Here is a 17,147-nt window from a genome sequence, read left to right on the forward strand (position 1 = left end):
TCAGCCGGCGGTGCGGAACCGCAGCACCCCGTCGTCGCCCTGTTCGCGCACGAGTTCGCCCGCGAGCCACAGCAGGTTCAGGTGTGCGAGCGCCTCGCCGAGCGCGAACGTCATCTGGTGGATGTCGAGCTCGCGGCGGCGGAACATGATCGGCACGATGTCGGCCGCGCTGCGCGGCTGCTCCGCGCATGCGACGCGCACTTCGGCCAGGCGCGCATCGTGGTGTTCGCGCAGTTGCGCGATGCGCGTACGCACGCCGCGAAACGGCTTGCCGTGCGACGGCAGCACGAGCGTGTCGGGCGCCATCGTCTCGTAGCGGCCGAGCGACTCGAGATACAACGCGAGCGGGTTCGCTTCCGGCTCGAGATCGAACACCGACACGTTCGTCGAGATGCGCGGCAGCACCATGTCGCCGGAAATCAGCACGCCGTCCGCTTCGCAGTGGAGCGCGCAATGTTCAGGCGAATGGCCGAAGCCGGTGACGACGCGCCACGTACGCGCGCCGATCGCGACCGCGTCGCCTTCGCGCAGGCGCCGGTAGCGCGGCGGCACGGCCGGCACGAGATCCGCGTAATAGCTGCGGCGGTTGCGCAACTTGTCGAGCGCGGCCGGATCGGTCAGCCCGTGGCGCGCGAAGTGATCGGCGGCGGCCGCGCCGCCCGCGTTCGAGCCGTTACCGGCCGCCATCAGGCAGCCGAACAGGTATTCGCCGAGCGTCATCCACAGCCGCACGTTCCAGCGGCCCTTGTCGCCGCCTTCGCACAGCCAGTTCGCGAGGCCGAAGTGATCGGGGTGGCAGTGCGTGACGAGTACGCGCAGCACCGGCAGGCCGTCGAGATGCGTGTCGAAGATCTGCTCCCAGTGCGTGCGGATCGCGTCCGATGCGATCCCGCAATCGACGATCGTCCAGCCGGCCTGCCCGTCGATCTCGTCGCGCAGCAGCCACAGATTGATGTGATCGAGCGAGAACGGCAGCGGCATGCGCAGCCAGCGCACGCCCGGCGCGACCTCGAACGTGTCGCCCGGGGCGGGCAGCGTATCGGCGAAGGGGTAGTCGAGTTGGTGTTCCAGGGCGTTCATCGGTGGGGCGTCTCGTCGTTATCGGTACGAATGCGTGCCGGCGGCAGGGCGCGGCGGGCGGTGCGTCGATTCTATCGCCGTCGCGCGAAACAGGTGCCCGACGAGCGCCGGCCCGCCGGAAAAAAGTTCGTGTCAGAATCGGTTCCGTACCCGCATCTTTACGCGAAGATGCATCGAACGGCGCCCAACGGCGATCAACACGCCGATTGACGGCCATTCGCGCGTCACCGCGAAAGTCATTGAAACGCCGACTTGGGCGCTAAAATGGCGAGTGCTTACAGCCCCTTGAACGAGCCTGCACGCGATGAATCACTTCCCCAAACTGCTGTCGTCGCAGATCGGTTTCGACGTCGCGCAGACGATGCTCGAATACTTCGATCGCCATTACCGGATCTTCCGCGAAGCGGCGGTCGATGCGAAGACGCTGTTCGAGCGCGGCGACTGGCACGGGCTGCAGCGGCTCGCGCGCGAGCGCATCACGTCGTACGACGATCGCGTGAAGGAATGCGTCGAGGTGCTGGAAGACGAGTACGACGCGGAGAACATCGACGACGAAGTGTGGCAGCAGATCAAGCTGCACTACATCGGGCTGCTTACGTCGCACCGCCAGCCCGAGTGCGCGGAAACCTTCTTCAATTCGGTGTGCTGCAAGATCCTGCACCGCTCGTATTTCAACAACGATTTCATCTTCGTGCGCCCGGCGATTTCGACCGAGTACCTGGAGAACGACGAGCCGGCCGCGAAGCCGACCTACCGCGCGTACTACCCGGGCACCGACGGGCTCGCGGTCACGCTCGAGCGCATCGTCACGAACTTCCAGCTCGAGCCGGCGTTCGAGGATCTCACGCGCGACATCGGCTGCGTGATGCAGGCGATCGACGACGAATTCGGCCACTTCGACGAAGCGCCGAATTTCCAGATCCACGTGCTGTCGTCGCTGTTCTTCCGCAACAAGAGCGCGTACATCGTCGGCCGCATCATCAACGCCGACCGCGTGCTGCCGTTCGCCGTGCCGATCCGCCACGTGCGCCCGGGCCTGCTCGCGCTCGACACCGTGCTGCTGCGCCGCGACCTGCTGCAGATCATCTTCAGCTTCTCGCATTCGTACTTCCTCGTCGACATGGGCGTGCCGTCCGCGTACGTGGATTTCCTCTGCACGATCATGCCGGGCAAGCCGAAGGCCGAGATCTACACGTCGGTCGGGCTGCAGAAGCAGGGCAAGAACCTGTTCTACCGCGACCTGCTGCACCACCTGTCGCATTCGAGCGACCGCTTCATCGTCGCGCCCGGGATCAAGGGCCTCGTGATGCTCGTGTTCACGCTGCCGTCGTTCCCGTACGTGTTCAAGATCATCAAGGATCACTTCCCGCCGCCGAAGGACACGACGCGCGCGCAGATCATGGAGAAGTACCAGCTCGTGAAGCGCCACGATCGCCTCGGGCGGATGGCCGACACGCTCGAGTATTCGAGCGTCGCGCTGCCGCTCGCGCGGCTCGATCACGCGCTCGTGCGCGAACTCGAGAAGGAAGTGCCGTCGCTGCTCGAATACGAGGACGACAAGCTCGTGATCAAGCACCTGTACATCGAGCGCCGGATGACGCCGCTCAACCTGTACCTGCAGAACGGCACCGACGCGGACGTCGAGCATGGCGTGAAGGAATACGGCAACGCGGTGAAGGAGCTGATGAAGGCCAACATCTTTCCGGGCGACATGCTGTACAAGAACTTCGGCGTCACGCGCCACGGCCGCGTCGTGTTCTACGACTACGACGAGATCGAGTACCTGACCGACTGCAACGTGCGGCGCGTGCCGCCGCCGCGCAACGAGGAAGACGAGCTGTCCGGCGAACCGTGGTATACCGTCGGCCCGCACGACATCTTTCCGGAGACCTACGGGCCGTTCCTGCTCGGCGACCCGCGCGTGCGCGGCGTCTTCATGAAGCATCACGCGGACTTTTTCGATCCCGCGCTGTGGCAGGCGAGCAAGGACAAGCTGATGCAGGGCGAGTTGCCCGATTTTTATCCGTACGACGCGGCGCTGCGCTTTTGCGTGCGCTACCCCGCGCGCTTCGGCGCGACGGACCGGAACGACGGCGAAGGCGACGCGCAGCGCGCCGCCTGACGCCGACAACACCGCAATCATTATCGACCCGATTTCCGCCAACGGAATCCACACCGATGACTACCCAAGACAATCCGCTTTCACATCTGTTCGACAACAACGATGCCTGGGTCAAGCGCCAGCTCGCCGACGATCCCGATTTCTTCGCACGGCTCGCCGACCAGCAGGCGCCGGAATATCTGTGGATCGGCTGCTCGGATTCGCGCGTGCCGGCCAACCAGATCATCGGCCTGCCGCCGGGCGAGGTGTTCGTCCACCGCAACATCGCGAACGTCGTCGTGCACAGCGACCTGAACTGCCTGTCGGTGATCCAGTTCGCGGTCGACATCCTGCGCGTGAAGCACATCATGGTCGTCGGCCACTACGGCTGCTCGGGCGTGAACGCGGCGCTGCACAACCGCCGTGTCGGCCTCGCGGACAACTGGCTGCACCACGTGCAGGACGTGCGCGAGCGCCATGCGGCGCTGCTCGACGAATGGCCGGTCGGCGAAGCGCGCTACCGCCGCCTGATCGAGCTGAATTCGATCGAACAGGTCGTCAACGTGTGCCGCACGACGATCGTCAACGACGCATGGGCGCGGGGCCAGTCGCTGACCGTGCACGGGCTCGTGTACGGCGTGCACGACGGCCGGATGCGCAACCTCGGGATGTCCGTGTCGAACTTCGACGCGCTCGACGAAACCTACCGGCGCTGCGTGGCGGCGCTGACCGCACGCGGCCAGCATGCGCCCGACAACGACATGGTCGCGGCGGACGCCGCGCAGCTCGACGGCGTCGCGCAGGCAGTCGCCGCCACGCTCAAGCCGTGCGACGACGCACAGTAACGCGCAACGACGGGCCGGCCGTCTGGCGGCGGCTACCGCGCGGGCGCGGCACGCGTCGAACGGATCTGACACCGGCGCTGCCACGGCGGCGCCAACCCAAGGAGCGACGGGCATGAAAACCGTATTGATCGTCGGTGCATCGCGCGGCCTCGGCCGCGAATTCGTCCGGCAATACCGGCGCGACGGCTGGAACGTGATCGCCACCGCGCGCGACGCGGCGTCGCTCGACGCGTTGCGCGCGCTCGGCGCGCAGCCGCATGCGCTCGACATCGCGCAGCCCGAGCAGATCGCGGCGCTCGGCTGGAAGCTCGACGGCGAGCGGCTCGATGCGGCCGTGCTCGTGTCGGGCGTGTACGGGCCGCGCACCGAAGGCGTCGAGACGATCACCGCCGAGGATTTCGACGCGGTGATGCATACGAACGTGCGCGGGCCGATGCAGTTGCTGCCGATCCTGCTGCCGCTCGTCGAGGACGCGCGCGGCGTGCTGGCCGTCGTGTCGAGCCGGATGGGCAGCATCGCGGAGGCGACCGGCACGACGGGCTGGCTGTACCGCGCGAGCAAGGCCGCGCTGAACGACGCGCTGCGCATCGCGTCGCTGCAGACGCGCCATGCCGCGTGCATTTCGCTGCATCCCGGCTGGGTGCGCACCGACATGGGCGGTGCGCAAGCCGCGATCGACCCGGAAACGAGCGTGACCGGCATGCGTCGCGTCATCGCCGAATCCGCTTCGGACCTGTCTCAGGCGAACGGCCGGTTCTTCCAGTACGACGGCATCGAGCTCAGTTGGTGAGCGGCGCCGGCAACCGGGCGTTGTCAACCGAGCGTTGTTAATTCACATTCCGCATGATTTTGAACCGACCTGATGCTTGCCCGTGCGGCGGCGCGTCGCCCGCACACGCCGGCAAAGCGCCGGCGCCCCGCTATGCGGCCTGCTGCGGCCGCTTCATCGATGGCGGCGAAGCCGCCCCGACCGCTCTCGAATTGATGCGTTCGCGGTACAGCGCGTACGTGCTGGGGGCGACCGCTTATCTGCGCGCGACATGGGCCGCGCGCACCTGCCCGTCCGATCTCGACACCGACCCGGACGCACCGGACGCGCCGCGCTGGCTGGGCCTCGCGGTCAAACGCCACGTGCCGCTCGACGACCGGCATGCGGAGGTCGAATTCGTGGCCCGCTACAAGGTCGGCGGACGCGCGTACCGGCTCCACGAGACGAGCCGCTTCGAGCGCGACGAGCAGGGATTCTGGTGCTATGTCGACGGCGAAGTAAGTGAACGCTGACAAATAGTTGCCCTGTCAGACGCCGGGTAATTCCCGCATTGCACAACCCGATTTTGTCGGGCTACGATGGCCTCGAATTGGTCATGTTGCATGGCAGGGCTTACGGATGGCGTTCAGCAAGGTATTGGTGGGATGGATGGCGGCCTGTGCGCTGTCGGCCGCTCAGGCCGGTACGCTGCCGAGCGCCAATACGGGTACAGGCGCCAGCGGGTCGCTCGCCCACGCGGAGCACTTCGACTACGCCGACTCGAACCTGCCGCAGGTCGCTGCCGACCTCAACGAACAGATCCTCCGCATTCCGGCCGACGCGTCGGGCGCCGTCACGCTCGAGGCGACGCTTTTCAAGCCGAACGGCCCCGGCCCGTTCCCGCTCGTCGTCTTCAACCACGGTAAAAATACCGGCGATCTCCATATGCAGCCGCGCAGCCGGCCGCTCGCGTTCGCGCGCGAATTCGTGCGCCGCGGCTATGCGGTGATCGCGCCGAATCGCCAGGGCTTCGCCGGTTCGGACGGCACGTACCGGCAGGAAGGCTGCAACGTCGGCAAGAATGGCCTCGCGCAGGCCGCCGACGTCGATGCGACGGTGCGCTACATGTCGCGCCAGCCGTACGTCGATGCGTCGCACATCGTCGTCGCCGGCACGTCGCACGGCGGCCTCGTGTCGATCGCATACGGCACCGAAGCCGCGGCGGGCGTGCGCGGCATCATCAACTTCTCCGGCGGGCTGCGCCAGGACCTGTGCGATGGCTGGCAGCGCAACCTCGTCGACGCGTTCGACCAGTACGGCGCGCATACCGCCGTGCGGTCGCTGTGGCTGTACGGCGACAACGATTCGGTGTGGACGCCCGCGCTCGTCGCGCAAATGCACGACGCATACGTGTCGCACGGCACGCAGGCCCAGTTCATCGATTTCGGCCGCTACAAGGACGACGCGCACCGGCTGATCGTCGATCGCGACGGCGTGCCCGTGTGGTGGCCGGCCGTGCACGCGTTCCTCGCCGAACTGAACCTGCCGACCGCGGTGCGCTATGCCGTCGCGGATCCGCACGAACCGAAGGCCACCGGCTATGCGTCGATCGATGCGGTCAACGCGGTGCCCTACGTCGACGAAGCGGGCCGCGAAGGCTATCGCCGCTTCCTGAACCAGCATCCGAGCCGCGCGTTCGCGGTGTCGTCGGAAGGCGCGTGGTCGTGGGCCGAAGGCGGCGACGATCCGATGGCGCTGGCGCTCGACAACTGCGCGAAGCAAGGGGCAGGCGCGTGCCGGCTGTATGCGGTCAACGACCGCGTCGTGTGGAGCGACAACGCGACGCAGACGGCCGACAACGGCGACGATCACACCCGCGACGTCGATACGCGCGCACTGGCTTCGCGCTGACGCGCGGCTGCCGTCCTCCCTTCGCGCTCCGCCCATCAAGGTCGTCGCGGCGCGCCACTACCGGCTCGTCAAATCGAGCACACACTGCGTCACGCTCGTTTTTACGAGCGATCGACGTGAATTCGCCCTTGCGCCGCCCCGTCGATCAGGCAAATCCGCGAAACGAGATCGCCCCTTGACGCCTCCCACGCGTCCCACGCCGCACCATCATCGTTCCCCTTATTTCACCGCTACGCCGCCCCTCGCCCTGCGATTTTTTTCCGTCGGGGGGTGTCACTCGAACGTCGTCATCTGCGCGCATTTCGCCCGATCCGCCGCGTTCCGTCCCGAGCCCCGCCGAACTGCGCCGAACTCCCGCCCCGCAAGGCTTTGCGGCGTTTGTAACCGCTAGTGCAACGTCCGGCGGAACACGCTAATCTCTGCGCGTTTCGTGTTCCGCCGCGCGGCATCCCGTCGATGCCGCGCGGCCGTTTTACCCCCGGAGTCGCCTTGAGTACGCCAGCCACCGACGACTGGGTCGCGCGCAGCCTGCGCGCGGTCTGGCATCCCTGCACCCAGATGAAGCATCACGAGCGCCTGCCGCTCGTCCCCGTCGCGCGCGGCGCGGGCGTGTGGCTGTACGACCGCGACGGCCGCCGCTACTTCGACGCGATCAGCTCGTGGTGGGTCAACCTGTTCGGCCATGCGAACCCGGACATCAACGCGGCGCTGAAGGACCAGCTCGACACGCTCGAGCACGCGATGCTCGCCGGCTGCACGCACGAACCGGCGATCGAACTCGCCGAACGGCTGCATGCGCTCACCGCGCGCACGCTCGGCCATGCGTTCTTCGCGTCGGACGGCGCGTCGGCCGTCGAGATCGCGCTGAAGATGAGCTTCCACGCGTGGCGCAACCGCGGCCGCGCGAACAAGCAGGAATTCGTCTGCGTCGCGAACAGCTATCACGGCGAGACGATCGGCGCGCTCGGCGTGACCGACGTCGCGCTGTTCAAGGATGCGTACGATCCGCTGATCCGCCACGCGCACGTCGTCGCGTCGCCCGATGCGCGCGGCGCGCTGCCGGGCGAGACGGCCGCCGACGTCGCGGGCCGCGCGCTCGCGGACGTGCGGCGGCTGTTCGTCGAACGCGGCGACCGGATCGCCGCGCTGATCGTCGAGCCGCTCGTGCAGTGCGCGGCCGGCATGGCGATGCACGATCCGTCGTACGTGCGCGGGCTGCGCGCGCTGTGCGACGAATTCGGCGTGCACCTGATCGCCGACGAGATCGCGGTCGGCTGCGGCCGCACGGGCACCTTCTTCGCGTGCGAGCAGGCCGGCGTCTGGCCCGATTTCATGTGCCTGTCGAAAGGCATCAGCGGCGGCTACCTGCCGCTGTCGCTCGTGCTCACGCGCGACGACGTGTTCGCGGCGTTCTACGACGACGACACGACGCGCGGCTTCCTGCACTCGCATTCGTACACGGGCAACCCGCTCGCGTGCCGCGCGGCCGTCGCAACGCTCGATCTGTTCGCGCGCGACGACGTGCTCGCGAGCAACGCCCGCAAATCGGCGACGCTGCGCGCGGCGCTCGCGCCGCTCGACGCGCATCCGCACGTGCGCCACCTGCGCGAGCGCGGCACGCTGTTCGCGTTCGACGTCGCGCTCGACGGCGATGCGGCACGCAGCTTCTCGCGACGCTTCTTCGAACAGGCGCTCGCGCGCGAACTGCTGCTGCGCCCGATCGGCACGACCGTGTACCTGATGCCGCCGTACGTGATGAGCGACGACGACATCGCGTGGCTCGCGCAACACACGCGCGACACGCTCGACGCCACGCTGGAGGACCTCGGCCGATGAGCCTGCTCGACACCCTGCAACGCGGCCTCGCCGATCTCGACGCCCAAGGGCTGCGCCGCGTGCGCCGCATCGCCGATACCGCGTGCGACGCGCGCATGACCGTGAACGGCCGCGAGATCGTCGGCTTCGCGAGCAACGACTACCTCGGCCTCGCCGCGCATCCGGCGCTCGTCGCCGCGTTCGCGCAAGGCGCGCAGCGCTACGGCTCCGGCAGCGGCGGCTCGCACCTGCTCGGCGGGCATTCGCGCGCGCATGCCCGGCTCGAGGACGAACTCGCGGGTTTCGCGGGCGGCTTCTCCGATGCGCCGCGCGCGCTGTACTTCAGCACCGGCTACATGGCGAATCTCGCCGCGATGACGGCGCTCGCCGGCAAGGGTGCGACGATCTTTTCCGACGCACTGAACCACGCATCGTTGATCGACGGCATGCGGCTGTCGCGCGCGAACGTGCAGGTCTATCCGCACGCCGATACGGCCGCGCTCGCCGCGCTGCTCGATGCGTCGGACGCCGAAACGAAGCTGATCGTCAGCGATACCGTGTTCAGCATGGACGGCGACGTCGCGCCGCTCGCCGAACTCGTCGCGCTGGCCGAACGCCACCGCGCGTGGCTCGTCGTCGACGACGCGCACGGCTTCGGCGTGCTCGGCCCGCAGGGTCGCGGCGCGCTCGCGGCCGCCGCGCTGCGTTCGCCGCATCTCGTGTACGTCGGCACGCTCGGCAAGGCGGCCGGCGTCGCCGGCGCGTTCGTGATCGCGCATGAAACCGTGATCGAATGGCTGATCCAGCGCGCACGCAGCTACATCTTCACGACCGCCGCGCCGCCGGCCGTCGCGCATGCGGTCTCGGCGAGCCTGAAGCTGATCGCGGGCGACGAAGGCGACGCGCGCCGCGCGCACCTCGCCGCGCTGATCGAACGCGCGCGCGCACTGCTGCGCAACACGCGCTGGCAGCCGGTCGATTCGCACACGGCCGTGCAGCCGCTCGTGATCGGCAGCAACGACGCGACGCTCGCCGCGATGCGCGCGCTCGACGCGCACGGCCTGTGGGTGCCCGCGATCCGGCCGCCGACGGTGCCGGCCGGCACGTCGCGGCTGCGCGTGTCGCTGTCGGCCGCGCATTCGTTCGACGATCTCGCGCGGCTCGAAGCCGCGTTGATCGAAGCCAGCGAAGCGAGCGAGGTTGCAGCATGAACGCACCGCTTTCGCTGTTCGTCACCGGTACCGATACCGAAATCGGCAAGACCTTCGTGTCGGCCGCGATGCTGCACGGCTTCGCGCGATACGGCCTGCGCGCCGCGGCGCTGAAGCCCGTCGCGGCCGGCGCGTACGAGCGCGACGGCGTGTGGCGCAACGAGGATGCGGACCAGCTCGACGCGGCCGCGAACGTCGCGCTGCCGCCGGAGCTGCGCACGCCGTTCCTGCTGAAGGCGCCCGCCGCGCCGCACATCGTCGCGGCGCACGAAGGCGTGACGCTCGACCTCGACACGATCGTCGCGTGCCATCGCGAAGCGCTGACGCGCGCGGACGTCGTCGTCGTCGAAGGCGTCGGCGGCTTTCGCGTGCCGCTGAACGACACGCAGGACACCGCCGATCTCGCGGTCGCGCTCGGCCTGCCGGTCGTGCTCGTCGTCGGCGTGCGGCTCGGCTGCATCAGCCACGCGCTGCTGACCGCCGATGCGATTCGCGCACGCGGCCTCACGCTCGCCGGCTGGGTCGCGAACCACGTCGATCCGGCGATGTCGTTCGCCGACGAGAACGTCGCGACGATCCGCGACTGGCTCGCGCGCGAGCATCGCGCGCCGCTCATCGGCCGGATTGCGCACATGAATCCGGCCCACCCCGAATCCGCCGCGGCGATGCTCGACATCGCCGCGCTCGTCGACACGCTGCGCGCCGCGCAGCGTTGACGCCCTCATTCCGCATTCAAGAAAGAAGGAAAATCACCATGACTCAAGCCCAGACCGCCGCCGTGCAACCCGACGCGATCGCCGTGGCCGCGCCTGCGCCGCAGCGCTGGCGCGTGGCCGACGTCGTCGCGCTGTTCGAGCTGCCGTTCAACGACCTGATCTTCCGCGCGCAGCAGGTGCATCGCGAGCACTTCGACGCGAACGCGGTGCAGCTGTCGACGCTGCTGTCGATCAAGACGGGCGGCTGCGAGGAAGATTGCGGCTACTGTTCGCAGTCCGCGCATCACGACACGGGCCTGAAGGCCGAGAAGCTGATGGACGTCGACGCGGTGCTCGAAGCCGCGCGCGCGGCGAAGGCGAACGGCGCGAGCCGCTTCTGCATGGGCGCCGCGTGGCGCAACCCGAAGGAGCGCCACATGCCGGCGCTGACGGAGATGGTGCGCGGCGTGAAGGAACTCGGCCTCGAGACCTGCATGACGCTCGGCATGCTCGAGGACGAGCAGGCGCAGCAGCTCGCCGACGCGGGCCTCGACTACTACAACCACAACCTCGATACGTCGCCGGAGTTCTACGGCCAGGTGATTTCGACGCGCACGTACCAGGATCGGCTGGACACGCTCGACCGCGTGCGCGACGCGGGCATCAACGTGTGCTGCGGCGGCATCATCGGGATGGGCGAATCGCGCCGCGAGCGCGCGGGCCTGATCTCGCAGCTCGCGAACCTGAATCCGTATCCGGAATCGGTGCCGATCAACAATCTCGTCGCGATCGAAGGCACGCCGCTCGAAGGCACCGCGCCGCTCGATCCGTTCGAATTCGTGCGCACGATCGCCGTTGCGCGCATCACGATGCCGAAGGCCGTCGTGCGGCTGTCGGCCGGCCGCGAGCAGCTCGACGACGCGATGCAGGCGATGTGCTTCCTCGCAGGCGCGAACTCGATGTTCTACGGCGACCAGCTGCTGACGACGAGCAACCCGCAGACGCAGCGCGATCGCGCGCTGTTCGAGCGCCTCGGGATTCGCGCGAGCCAGGCCGATGCGCTGGCGGAAAACGCGTAAGCGGCAGTTTCATTGCCGCGACGAAAGCCGGGACGTGTCCCGGCTTTTTTTGTCAACGAACGTCACGGGCTGTGTGCATCGGCATCGCGTCCGCACTAATATTTCCCCCCGTTCGCCGTAGCGATCGCGCGCGGCGACACACGGCCCGTCGGGCCGACATCCAATCACACTCGGGGGAAACAGGAATGAACAAAATCGCCGTCGCCGTGCTCGGCTTCGTCGCGGCTACCGCGCACGCCGCAGAACCGAAATGTTCAACGCAGACGCTGAACGGACACACCAGCGAGCTGTGCGTGACGAGCGTACCGTTCCAGCACGACTACTACACGCTGAAGGTCGATCGCGCACTGATCTTCACGTTGCCGGACGATTACGTCGAAGACGTCGCGCTGACGCACACGATTCCGCAAGACGCGGCGATCGAGTTCCCGCTGTCGCGGCAAGGCACGCCGACGGTGAAGATCTCGGGCGGCTGCGCGCCGGTCAGCGAGACGCGCGACGGCACGGCGCTCGAGGTCGGCCGTCGCTGTTCGTTCAAATGGGGAAGCGTCGACATTCTGAAGGATCTGACGATCCGCTACGACTGACGAGCACGCACGCGTGTTGTCAACGCGGCACGCGCGCCACGTCGTCGAGCGCTGCGCGCGCCCTCGCGACGAGCCGCTCGTCGACCGGTGCCAGCACCTCGCCGCGCGGCCGCACGCCCGAGCCGAAGTGCACCGCGCGCACGCCCGTCGTACGGACGAAATCGCCGACCGCATCGACGGTCAGCCCCGAGCCGGCCAGCACCGTGCACGTCGAGCCTTCCGCGTGCCGCACCATCCGCGCGATCGTCGCGGCCGCATCGAGCACCGACGGATGACCGCCCGACGTCAGCACCGACGTGACGGCCGGCACGCGCAGCAGCGCGTCGAATGCGGCGTTCAGGTCGCGCGCGACGTCGAATGCACGGTGGAACGTCAGGTCGCGGCCGTCCGCGGCGGCCGCGATGCGCGCGAGCGCGTCGAGATCGATGTCGCCGCGCGCATCGAGCGCGCCGAACACGATGCCGTTCGCGCCGGCCGCGACAGCTGCGCGTGCGTCGCGCTCGATCACGCGCAGATCGTCGGCGTCGTAGACGAACGAACGGCTGTGCGGCCGCACGATCACGTTCACCGGAATCGGCACGGCGGCCACGACGGCTTCGATCAGGCCGACGCTCGGCGTCAGCCCGCCTTCGCCGATCGCGGTCACGAGTTCGAGCCGGTCGGCGCCCGCGCGGGCGGCGGTCTTCGCATCGCCGACGGTCGTGGCGATCACTTCGAGGAGCACGGAAGAAGCAGCGGTTCGGATCATCGGCGGCTCGCGTATCGTCAGGACAATGCGCGCATCGTAGCGGAGCGGCGCGACCCGCGCCAGCGGGCAGGCCGCCGCCCGCGTCAGCCGCGCCGCACGAGCCAGGCGCCAGCCAGGCCGGACAACGCCGTCACCGCGAAACCGGGCATGAACCGGAACATCCGCACGCTGACGTGCAGCCCCTGCTGCCGCATCACGTCGACGAACTCAGGCGACATCAGCATCGCCACCCAACCGATCATCCCGAGCGCGGTGGTCGCGGTCGCGACGAGCAACGCGATGCCCACGCCGCGCGCACGCGGCCGAAATGCGCCGGCGAACGCGCCCACGGCAAGGAGCACGGCCGACACCGCGAACAGCACGGCGCCGAATACGATCATGAAGCCCGGATGGCCGATCCTGATGAACGCCATCGTCTGCGCGCAGAGCACGCACATGCCAGCGATCGCGAACAGTGCGATCGCCAGTGCGTTACGCAGAACCTTCATGCGAGCGCCTGCCGGAAATACGCGGTCGCCGGGCGCCGGAACAGCAGGTAGACGAACAGCGCGAACAGCAGCACGCCGGGAATCATCGCGACGAACATCGTCGACGGCATGTTGACGAGCGAGAACGCGAAGCCGAACCCGGACGTCGCCAAGTACGCGTTGCGCGACCACTCGCGGCCCTTGAGGATCGCGACGCCGATCGCGACGTTCGTCGCTTCGACGATCACGCTGACGCCGAGCGTCGCCCAGACGGGCAGCAGATAGTGCGACATCAGCGCCTGCGCAGCCGGCGCGCGGATCGAGAACGGCGTATAGATGCACGCGATCGCATTGGTCACGATCAGGATCCACGCGAGGATCGTCAGCGAAATCGGTCTTTTCATTTGTTTTCCTGTTGTTATCCGCCGTCATGGTGCCCCCGGGACGGCGCGATCGCGCCATTGTCGAGGAAGCACGCGTCGAGCGCAACGATGGTGCGGCGCCGGCGCGTCCGGATCGTGACAATCGCCGCATGCGCGGCGCTCGGCGCTAACCGGCCGGCGCTTCCTCGTCGCTCCAGTCGATATCGCCGCACAGCACGCGCTGCGCATCGCCGACGCGCACGGCCACCGACAGCGTCACGCACGGCTGCGCCTCGTTGATCGACAGGTACGGCCGCGTGACCTGCACGCGCCCCGGTTCGGCGATCGCCGAGCGGAAATACGGCCGGCGCAGCCAGTTCGCGCCCTGCGCGTCCGCCAGCGGCGAAAAGCGCGCCTCGGCCAGCGCGCGATCGGCGCGCAGCACGACGTTGCGGCCCGACTGCCGGCCCTGCGCGTCGAGCAGGAAACAGCGCGCGGCCGCGTCGAGCGCGAGGAAGTTCCAGCACACCTCGTCGAGCGGCTCGCCGGCCTCGAGGCGTTCGGCCGCCCGTTCGAACGCACGCAGGTACGGGGCGAGCCGCTGCGTGTCGCGCCGCTCGCGCGCTTCGGTCTGCTGACGAAAGCGCTCGGTCAGCTCGCCGATGCAGCCGGTCGCGGCCGCGCTGTCGGGCAGCCCCGGCGCGGGCCGGCCGAAGTAGTAGCCCTGCACGAAATCGGCCTCGCACGACAGCGCGATCTGCGCTTCGTGCTCGGTCTCGATCCCTTCGACGAGCACCAGCTTGCCGGCCTCGTGCAACAGCGTCACGAGCCCGTGCAGGATCGCGGTAAGCCCCGTCCGGTGCGCCGCGTGCGACAGCATGATCCGGTCGAGCTTCACGATGTCCGGGTTCAGTTGCCAGATCCGCTCGAGGTTCGAGTGGCCCGCGCCGAAATCGTCGAGCGCGATCAGGAAGCCGTGCGTGCGGAATTCGCGCACGGCCTCCGCGAGCCGCTCGATGTCGTCCGCGCGCTGTTCGAGCACTTCGAGCACGACGCGTCGCGGCGGCATGCCGAGCCGCTTCAGGTTCGCGAGCAGCGCGGCCGCCTGGAACGGATCCGTGAGCACGCCCGGATGGACGTTGAGAAACAGCCACTCGCGCTCCGCGCCGAGCAACGCGAAGTTCTCCAGATGCAGCGCCTGCGCGAGCCGGTCGAGCTGCAGCAGTTCGCCGCGGCGCGCGGCCTCGCCGAACACGTCGAGCGGCGACACGGCGCGGTCGAGCGCATCGTGCGCGCGCAGCAACGCCTCGTAGCCGACCGCACGCTGGTGCGACAGGCTGAATATCGGCTGGAATACGGTCGTGAGCGTCAGGTCGCGGTGCTGCGTCGCGAGCCGTTCGAAGCCGGAGCTCATCTCCCGCTCGAACCGGTACGGCGACGCGGTGGCCGGACGCTCCTGTTGCACGATCGTCATGCCCTTCTCCTGGTGATGCAGTCGAACGCGGCGTCCGGCGAAACGGACGACGAACGGGACGGCGCGCGCAATGTCATGGTTGGACCCTCGGTTGCCCGGCTCGGGCCGGGCGGCTGCCTACCTTCAAGCAAGCTCCGTGCAAGGTGCGCGGACCCCATGCGCCGCACGGCCGCGCCGGGTCGCCGCACCATCGTGGCGCACCGCCGGCGCACCATTTCCGTGCGCGCGCACCGGCCGCTCGAGCGCATCCGTCACGTCGGCACGCTACACTCCGTACGACCGTTTCATTCTGCCTATCCGCCGTATCGATGGAAATCGTCTTCACAGTCCTCATCCTGCTGCTGACCGTCGCGCTGTCCGGCGCCGTCACGCGCCTCCTGCCGTTGCAACTGCCGCTGCCGCTGATGCAGATCGCGTTCGGCGCGATGCTCGCGTGGCCGAAGCTGAACCTGCACGTCACGTTCGACCCCGAAATCTTCATGCTGCTGTTCATTCCGCCGCTGCTGTTCGCGGACGGCTGGCGAATTCCCAAACGCGAGCTTTACCTGCAGCGCCGCGCGATCCTGATGCTCGCGTTCGGCCTCGTGTTCATGACGGTACTCGCAGTCGGCTACTTCGCGCATTGGCTGATTCCCGAGTTGCCGCTGCCGATCGCGTTCGCGCTCGCGGCGGTGCTGTCGCCGACCGATGCGGTCGCGCTGTCCGGCATCGCAGGCAAGGGGCGCATTCCGCCGCAACTGATGCACATCCTCGAAGGCGAGGCGTTGATGAACGACGCGTCGGGCCTCGTCGCGCTGAAGTTCGCGATCGCGGCCGCGCTGACCGGCGTGTTCTCGCTGCGCGCCGCATCGGTCACGTTCGTGATCGTCGCGGCCGGCGGGCTCGCGACGGGTGCGATCGTGTCGTGGGTGTTCAGCGCGCTGTCGACGCGCTTCCTGAATGCCGAGCAGGAAGGCGACCCGGCCCCCGGCATCGTGATGACGCTGCTGGTGCCGTTCGCGGCCTACCTGTTCGCCGAGCACCTCGACCTGTCGGGCGTGCTCGCGGCCGTGTCGGCCGGGATGATGATGAACTACACGAGCTTTTCGCGCAAAAGCACCGTCGCGTCGCGCGTGCGCGCCGAAAGCACGTGGGCAATGATCGAGTTCGTGTTCAACGGCATGGTGTTCATCATGCTCGGGCTGCAGTTGCCGCACATCATCGGCCGCGCACTCGTCGATGCGCACCATACGAGCGACGCGCTGGTCGGCCGCATGATCTTCAACGTGTGTGCGATGATGCTCGCGCTGTACGCGATCCGCTTCCTGTGGGTGTGGCTGCTGCGCTGGTTCGCGAGCCGCCGCGCCGCGCGCCATGGCCTCGCCGGCACGATGGCCGGCGTGCGCACGATCGCGGTGATGACGGTCGGCGGCGTGCGCGGCGCGGTCACGCTCGCCGGTGTGCTGTCGATCCCGGTCGCGCTGTCCGACGGCGTGCCGCTGCCGGGCCGCGACACCGCGGTCTTCATCGCGTCGGCCGTGATCCTGGGCTCGCTGATCGTCGCGGTGATCGGCCTGCCACTGCTGCTGCGCGGCGTGCGCTCGACGCGCAACCCGCTCGGCGACGAGGAGCGCATCGCACGCTCGGCCGCCGCGCAGGCCGCGATCCGCGCGGTCGATTCGTCGCACGACGCGATCTCGGCCGATCTCGACGAATCGGGCGCGGCACGCTGCGCGGACATCTCCGCACGCGTGATGGACCAGTACCGCCGCCGGCTGGCCGCGCTGGCCGAGGACGGCCCCACGCCGCGCGCGCAAGCGCAGCAGGCCGAAACGATGGAGCTGCAGATGCGGATCGCGGCCGTGCGTGCGGAACGCTCGGCGCTGTATCGGCTGCGCAGCGACAGCAAGATTTCCGACGAGACGCTGACGAAGCTGCTTCGCGAGATCGACCTGTCCGAAACCGCGCTGTCGACGCGCAAGAAAGGCATTCTTTGAGCGACCGGCCGCGGCCTGCGCGCCGCCGCCCTCGGGCATGAAAAAACG

The 17,147-nt window shown here is 68.4% G+C and carries 16 protein-coding genes; 11 read left to right on the forward strand and 5 right to left on the reverse strand.

The genetic code is table 11. The features are described 5' to 3' along the window. Entirely contained in the window at window positions 1-1,080 is a 1,080-nt protein-coding gene (locus tag WT97_RS31445; RefSeq protein ID WP_060035826.1) for an MBL fold metallo-hydrolase, read from the reverse strand. A 304-nt stretch (window positions 1,081-1,384) separates the two neighbouring features. Between WT97_RS31445 and aceK the strand changes: the two genes are divergently transcribed. The 10 genes from aceK to WT97_RS31495 all read left to right on the forward strand — a co-directional run bounded on the left by aceK (window position 1,385) and on the right by WT97_RS31495 (window position 12,072). Next, window positions 1,385-3,202, forward strand: a complete 1,818-nt coding sequence (gene aceK, locus WT97_RS31450) for a bifunctional isocitrate dehydrogenase kinase/phosphatase (protein ID WP_059506373.1) — start codon at window positions 1,385-1,387, stop codon at window positions 3,200-3,202. A 56-nt stretch (window positions 3,203-3,258) separates the two neighbouring features. Next, window positions 3,259-4,026: a carbonate dehydratase gene (gene can / locus WT97_RS31455; RefSeq protein ID WP_059506375.1), complete on the forward strand. Its 768-nt coding sequence runs from the start codon at window positions 3,259-3,261 to the stop codon at window positions 4,024-4,026. 112 nt (window positions 4,027-4,138) lie between these two features. After that, window positions 4,139-4,816: an SDR family oxidoreductase gene (locus tag WT97_RS31460; protein WP_059506377.1), complete on the forward strand. Its 678-nt coding sequence runs from the start codon at window positions 4,139-4,141 to the stop codon at window positions 4,814-4,816. Between the two features lie 53 nt (window positions 4,817-4,869). Then, complete coding sequence (locus tag WT97_RS31465; RefSeq protein ID WP_060355090.1) at window positions 4,870-5,307, forward strand: YchJ family protein; 438 nt, start codon at window positions 4,870-4,872, stop codon at window positions 5,305-5,307. Between the two features lie 106 nt (window positions 5,308-5,413). Then, complete coding sequence (locus tag WT97_RS31470; RefSeq protein WP_060355091.1) at window positions 5,414-6,685, forward strand: dienelactone hydrolase family protein; 1,272 nt, start codon at window positions 5,414-5,416, stop codon at window positions 6,683-6,685. Between the two features lie 489 nt (window positions 6,686-7,174). Then, window positions 7,175-8,521: an adenosylmethionine--8-amino-7-oxononanoate transaminase gene (gene bioA, locus WT97_RS31475; protein ID WP_179949823.1), complete on the forward strand. Its 1,347-nt coding sequence runs from the start codon at window positions 7,175-7,177 to the stop codon at window positions 8,519-8,521. After that, window positions 8,518-9,711, forward strand: a complete 1,194-nt coding sequence (gene bioF / locus WT97_RS31480) for an 8-amino-7-oxononanoate synthase (protein ID WP_060355093.1) — start codon at window positions 8,518-8,520, stop codon at window positions 9,709-9,711. Before bioA ends, bioF begins: the two co-directional genes overlap by 4 nt. Beyond that, window positions 9,708-10,427, forward strand: coding sequence for a dethiobiotin synthase (bioD, locus tag WT97_RS31485; RefSeq protein WP_060355094.1), 720 nt, complete (start codon window positions 9,708-9,710; stop codon window positions 10,425-10,427). Before bioF ends, bioD begins: the two co-directional genes overlap by 4 nt. Before the next feature lie 38 nt (window positions 10,428-10,465). Further along, a complete protein-coding gene (bioB, locus tag WT97_RS31490) occupies window positions 10,466-11,485 on the forward strand; it encodes a biotin synthase BioB (protein ID WP_060355095.1) in 1,020 nt (339 codons plus the stop codon). A 185-nt stretch (window positions 11,486-11,670) separates the two neighbouring features. Then, window positions 11,671-12,072 (forward strand): hypothetical protein, encoded by a 402-nt coding sequence (locus WT97_RS31495; protein WP_059506392.1) that lies wholly within the window; start codon window positions 11,671-11,673, stop codon window positions 12,070-12,072. Window positions 12,073-12,091: 19 nt separating this feature from the next. On the opposite strand, the gene WT97_RS31500 is transcribed toward WT97_RS31495, so the two are convergent. From WT97_RS31500 to WT97_RS31515, 4 genes are all read right to left on the reverse strand, one after another. Then, window positions 12,092-12,820, reverse strand: a complete 729-nt coding sequence (locus WT97_RS31500; RefSeq protein ID WP_060355096.1) for a copper homeostasis protein CutC — start codon at window positions 12,818-12,820, stop codon at window positions 12,092-12,094. Between the two features lie 83 nt (window positions 12,821-12,903). Then, on the reverse strand, window positions 12,904-13,308 hold the full coding sequence (locus tag WT97_RS31505) for a hypothetical protein (RefSeq protein ID WP_059506396.1): 405 nt from the start codon (window positions 13,306-13,308) through the stop codon (window positions 12,904-12,906). Continuing rightward, the gene (locus WT97_RS31510) at window positions 13,305-13,691 is read right to left on the reverse strand and encodes a hypothetical protein (protein WP_060035832.1); all 387 of its coding nucleotides are present in this window, start codon (window positions 13,689-13,691) and stop codon (window positions 13,305-13,307) included. Before WT97_RS31510 ends, WT97_RS31505 begins: the two co-directional genes overlap by 4 nt. Before the next feature lie 145 nt (window positions 13,692-13,836). After that, window positions 13,837-15,123, reverse strand: coding sequence for an EAL domain-containing protein (locus WT97_RS31515; protein ID WP_059506401.1), 1,287 nt, complete (start codon window positions 15,121-15,123; stop codon window positions 13,837-13,839). 308 nt (window positions 15,124-15,431) lie between these two features. Between WT97_RS31515 and WT97_RS31520 the strand changes: the two genes are divergently transcribed. Beyond that, window positions 15,432-17,099 carry a Na+/H+ antiporter gene (locus WT97_RS31520; RefSeq protein WP_059506402.1) on the forward strand — a complete coding sequence of 556 codons (1,668 nt, stop codon included), beginning with the start codon at window positions 15,432-15,434 and terminating at the stop codon, window positions 17,097-17,099. Window positions 17,100-17,147: the final 48 nt, after the last annotated feature.

It is taken from the genome of Burkholderia sp. MSMB1459WGS (genome assembly GCF_001534535.1).
In the GTDB taxonomy this organism is placed as follows: Bacteria; Pseudomonadota; Gammaproteobacteria; order Burkholderiales; family Burkholderiaceae; genus Burkholderia.

Coding starts and splice junctions, on each gene's coding strand:
- WT97_RS31465 (WP_060355090.1), top strand. CDS start 4,870: ATGATTTTGAACCGACCTGATGCTTGCCCGTGCGGCGGCGCGTCGCCC.
- WT97_RS31495 (WP_059506392.1), top strand. CDS start 11,671: ATGAACAAAATCGCCGTCGCCGTGCTCGGCTTCGTCGCGGCTACCGCG.
- WT97_RS31520 (WP_059506402.1), top strand. CDS start 15,432: ATGGAAATCGTCTTCACAGTCCTCATCCTGCTGCTGACCGTCGCGCTG.
- can (WP_059506375.1), top strand. CDS start 3,259: ATGACTACCCAAGACAATCCGCTTTCACATCTGTTCGACAACAACGAT.
- WT97_RS31445 (WP_060035826.1), bottom strand. CDS start 1,080: ATGAACGCCCTGGAACACCAACTCGACTACCCCTTCGCCGATACGCTG.
- WT97_RS31500 (WP_060355096.1), bottom strand. CDS start 12,820: ATGATCCGAACCGCTGCTTCTTCCGTGCTCCTCGAAGTGATCGCCACG.
- aceK (WP_059506373.1), top strand. CDS start 1,385: ATGAATCACTTCCCCAAACTGCTGTCGTCGCAGATCGGTTTCGACGTC.
- bioB (WP_060355095.1), top strand. CDS start 10,466: ATGACTCAAGCCCAGACCGCCGCCGTGCAACCCGACGCGATCGCCGTG.
- WT97_RS31505 (WP_059506396.1), bottom strand. CDS start 13,308: ATGAAGGTTCTGCGTAACGCACTGGCGATCGCACTGTTCGCGATCGCT.
- WT97_RS31515 (WP_059506401.1), bottom strand. CDS start 15,123: ATGACGATCGTGCAACAGGAGCGTCCGGCCACCGCGTCGCCGTACCGG.
- WT97_RS31510 (WP_060035832.1), bottom strand. CDS start 13,691: ATGAAAAGACCGATTTCGCTGACGATCCTCGCGTGGATCCTGATCGTG.
- bioF (WP_060355093.1), top strand. CDS start 8,518: ATGAGCCTGCTCGACACCCTGCAACGCGGCCTCGCCGATCTCGACGCC.
- bioD (WP_060355094.1), top strand. CDS start 9,708: ATGAACGCACCGCTTTCGCTGTTCGTCACCGGTACCGATACCGAAATC.
- WT97_RS31470 (WP_060355091.1), top strand. CDS start 5,414: ATGGCGTTCAGCAAGGTATTGGTGGGATGGATGGCGGCCTGTGCGCTG.
- WT97_RS31460 (WP_059506377.1), top strand. CDS start 4,139: ATGAAAACCGTATTGATCGTCGGTGCATCGCGCGGCCTCGGCCGCGAA.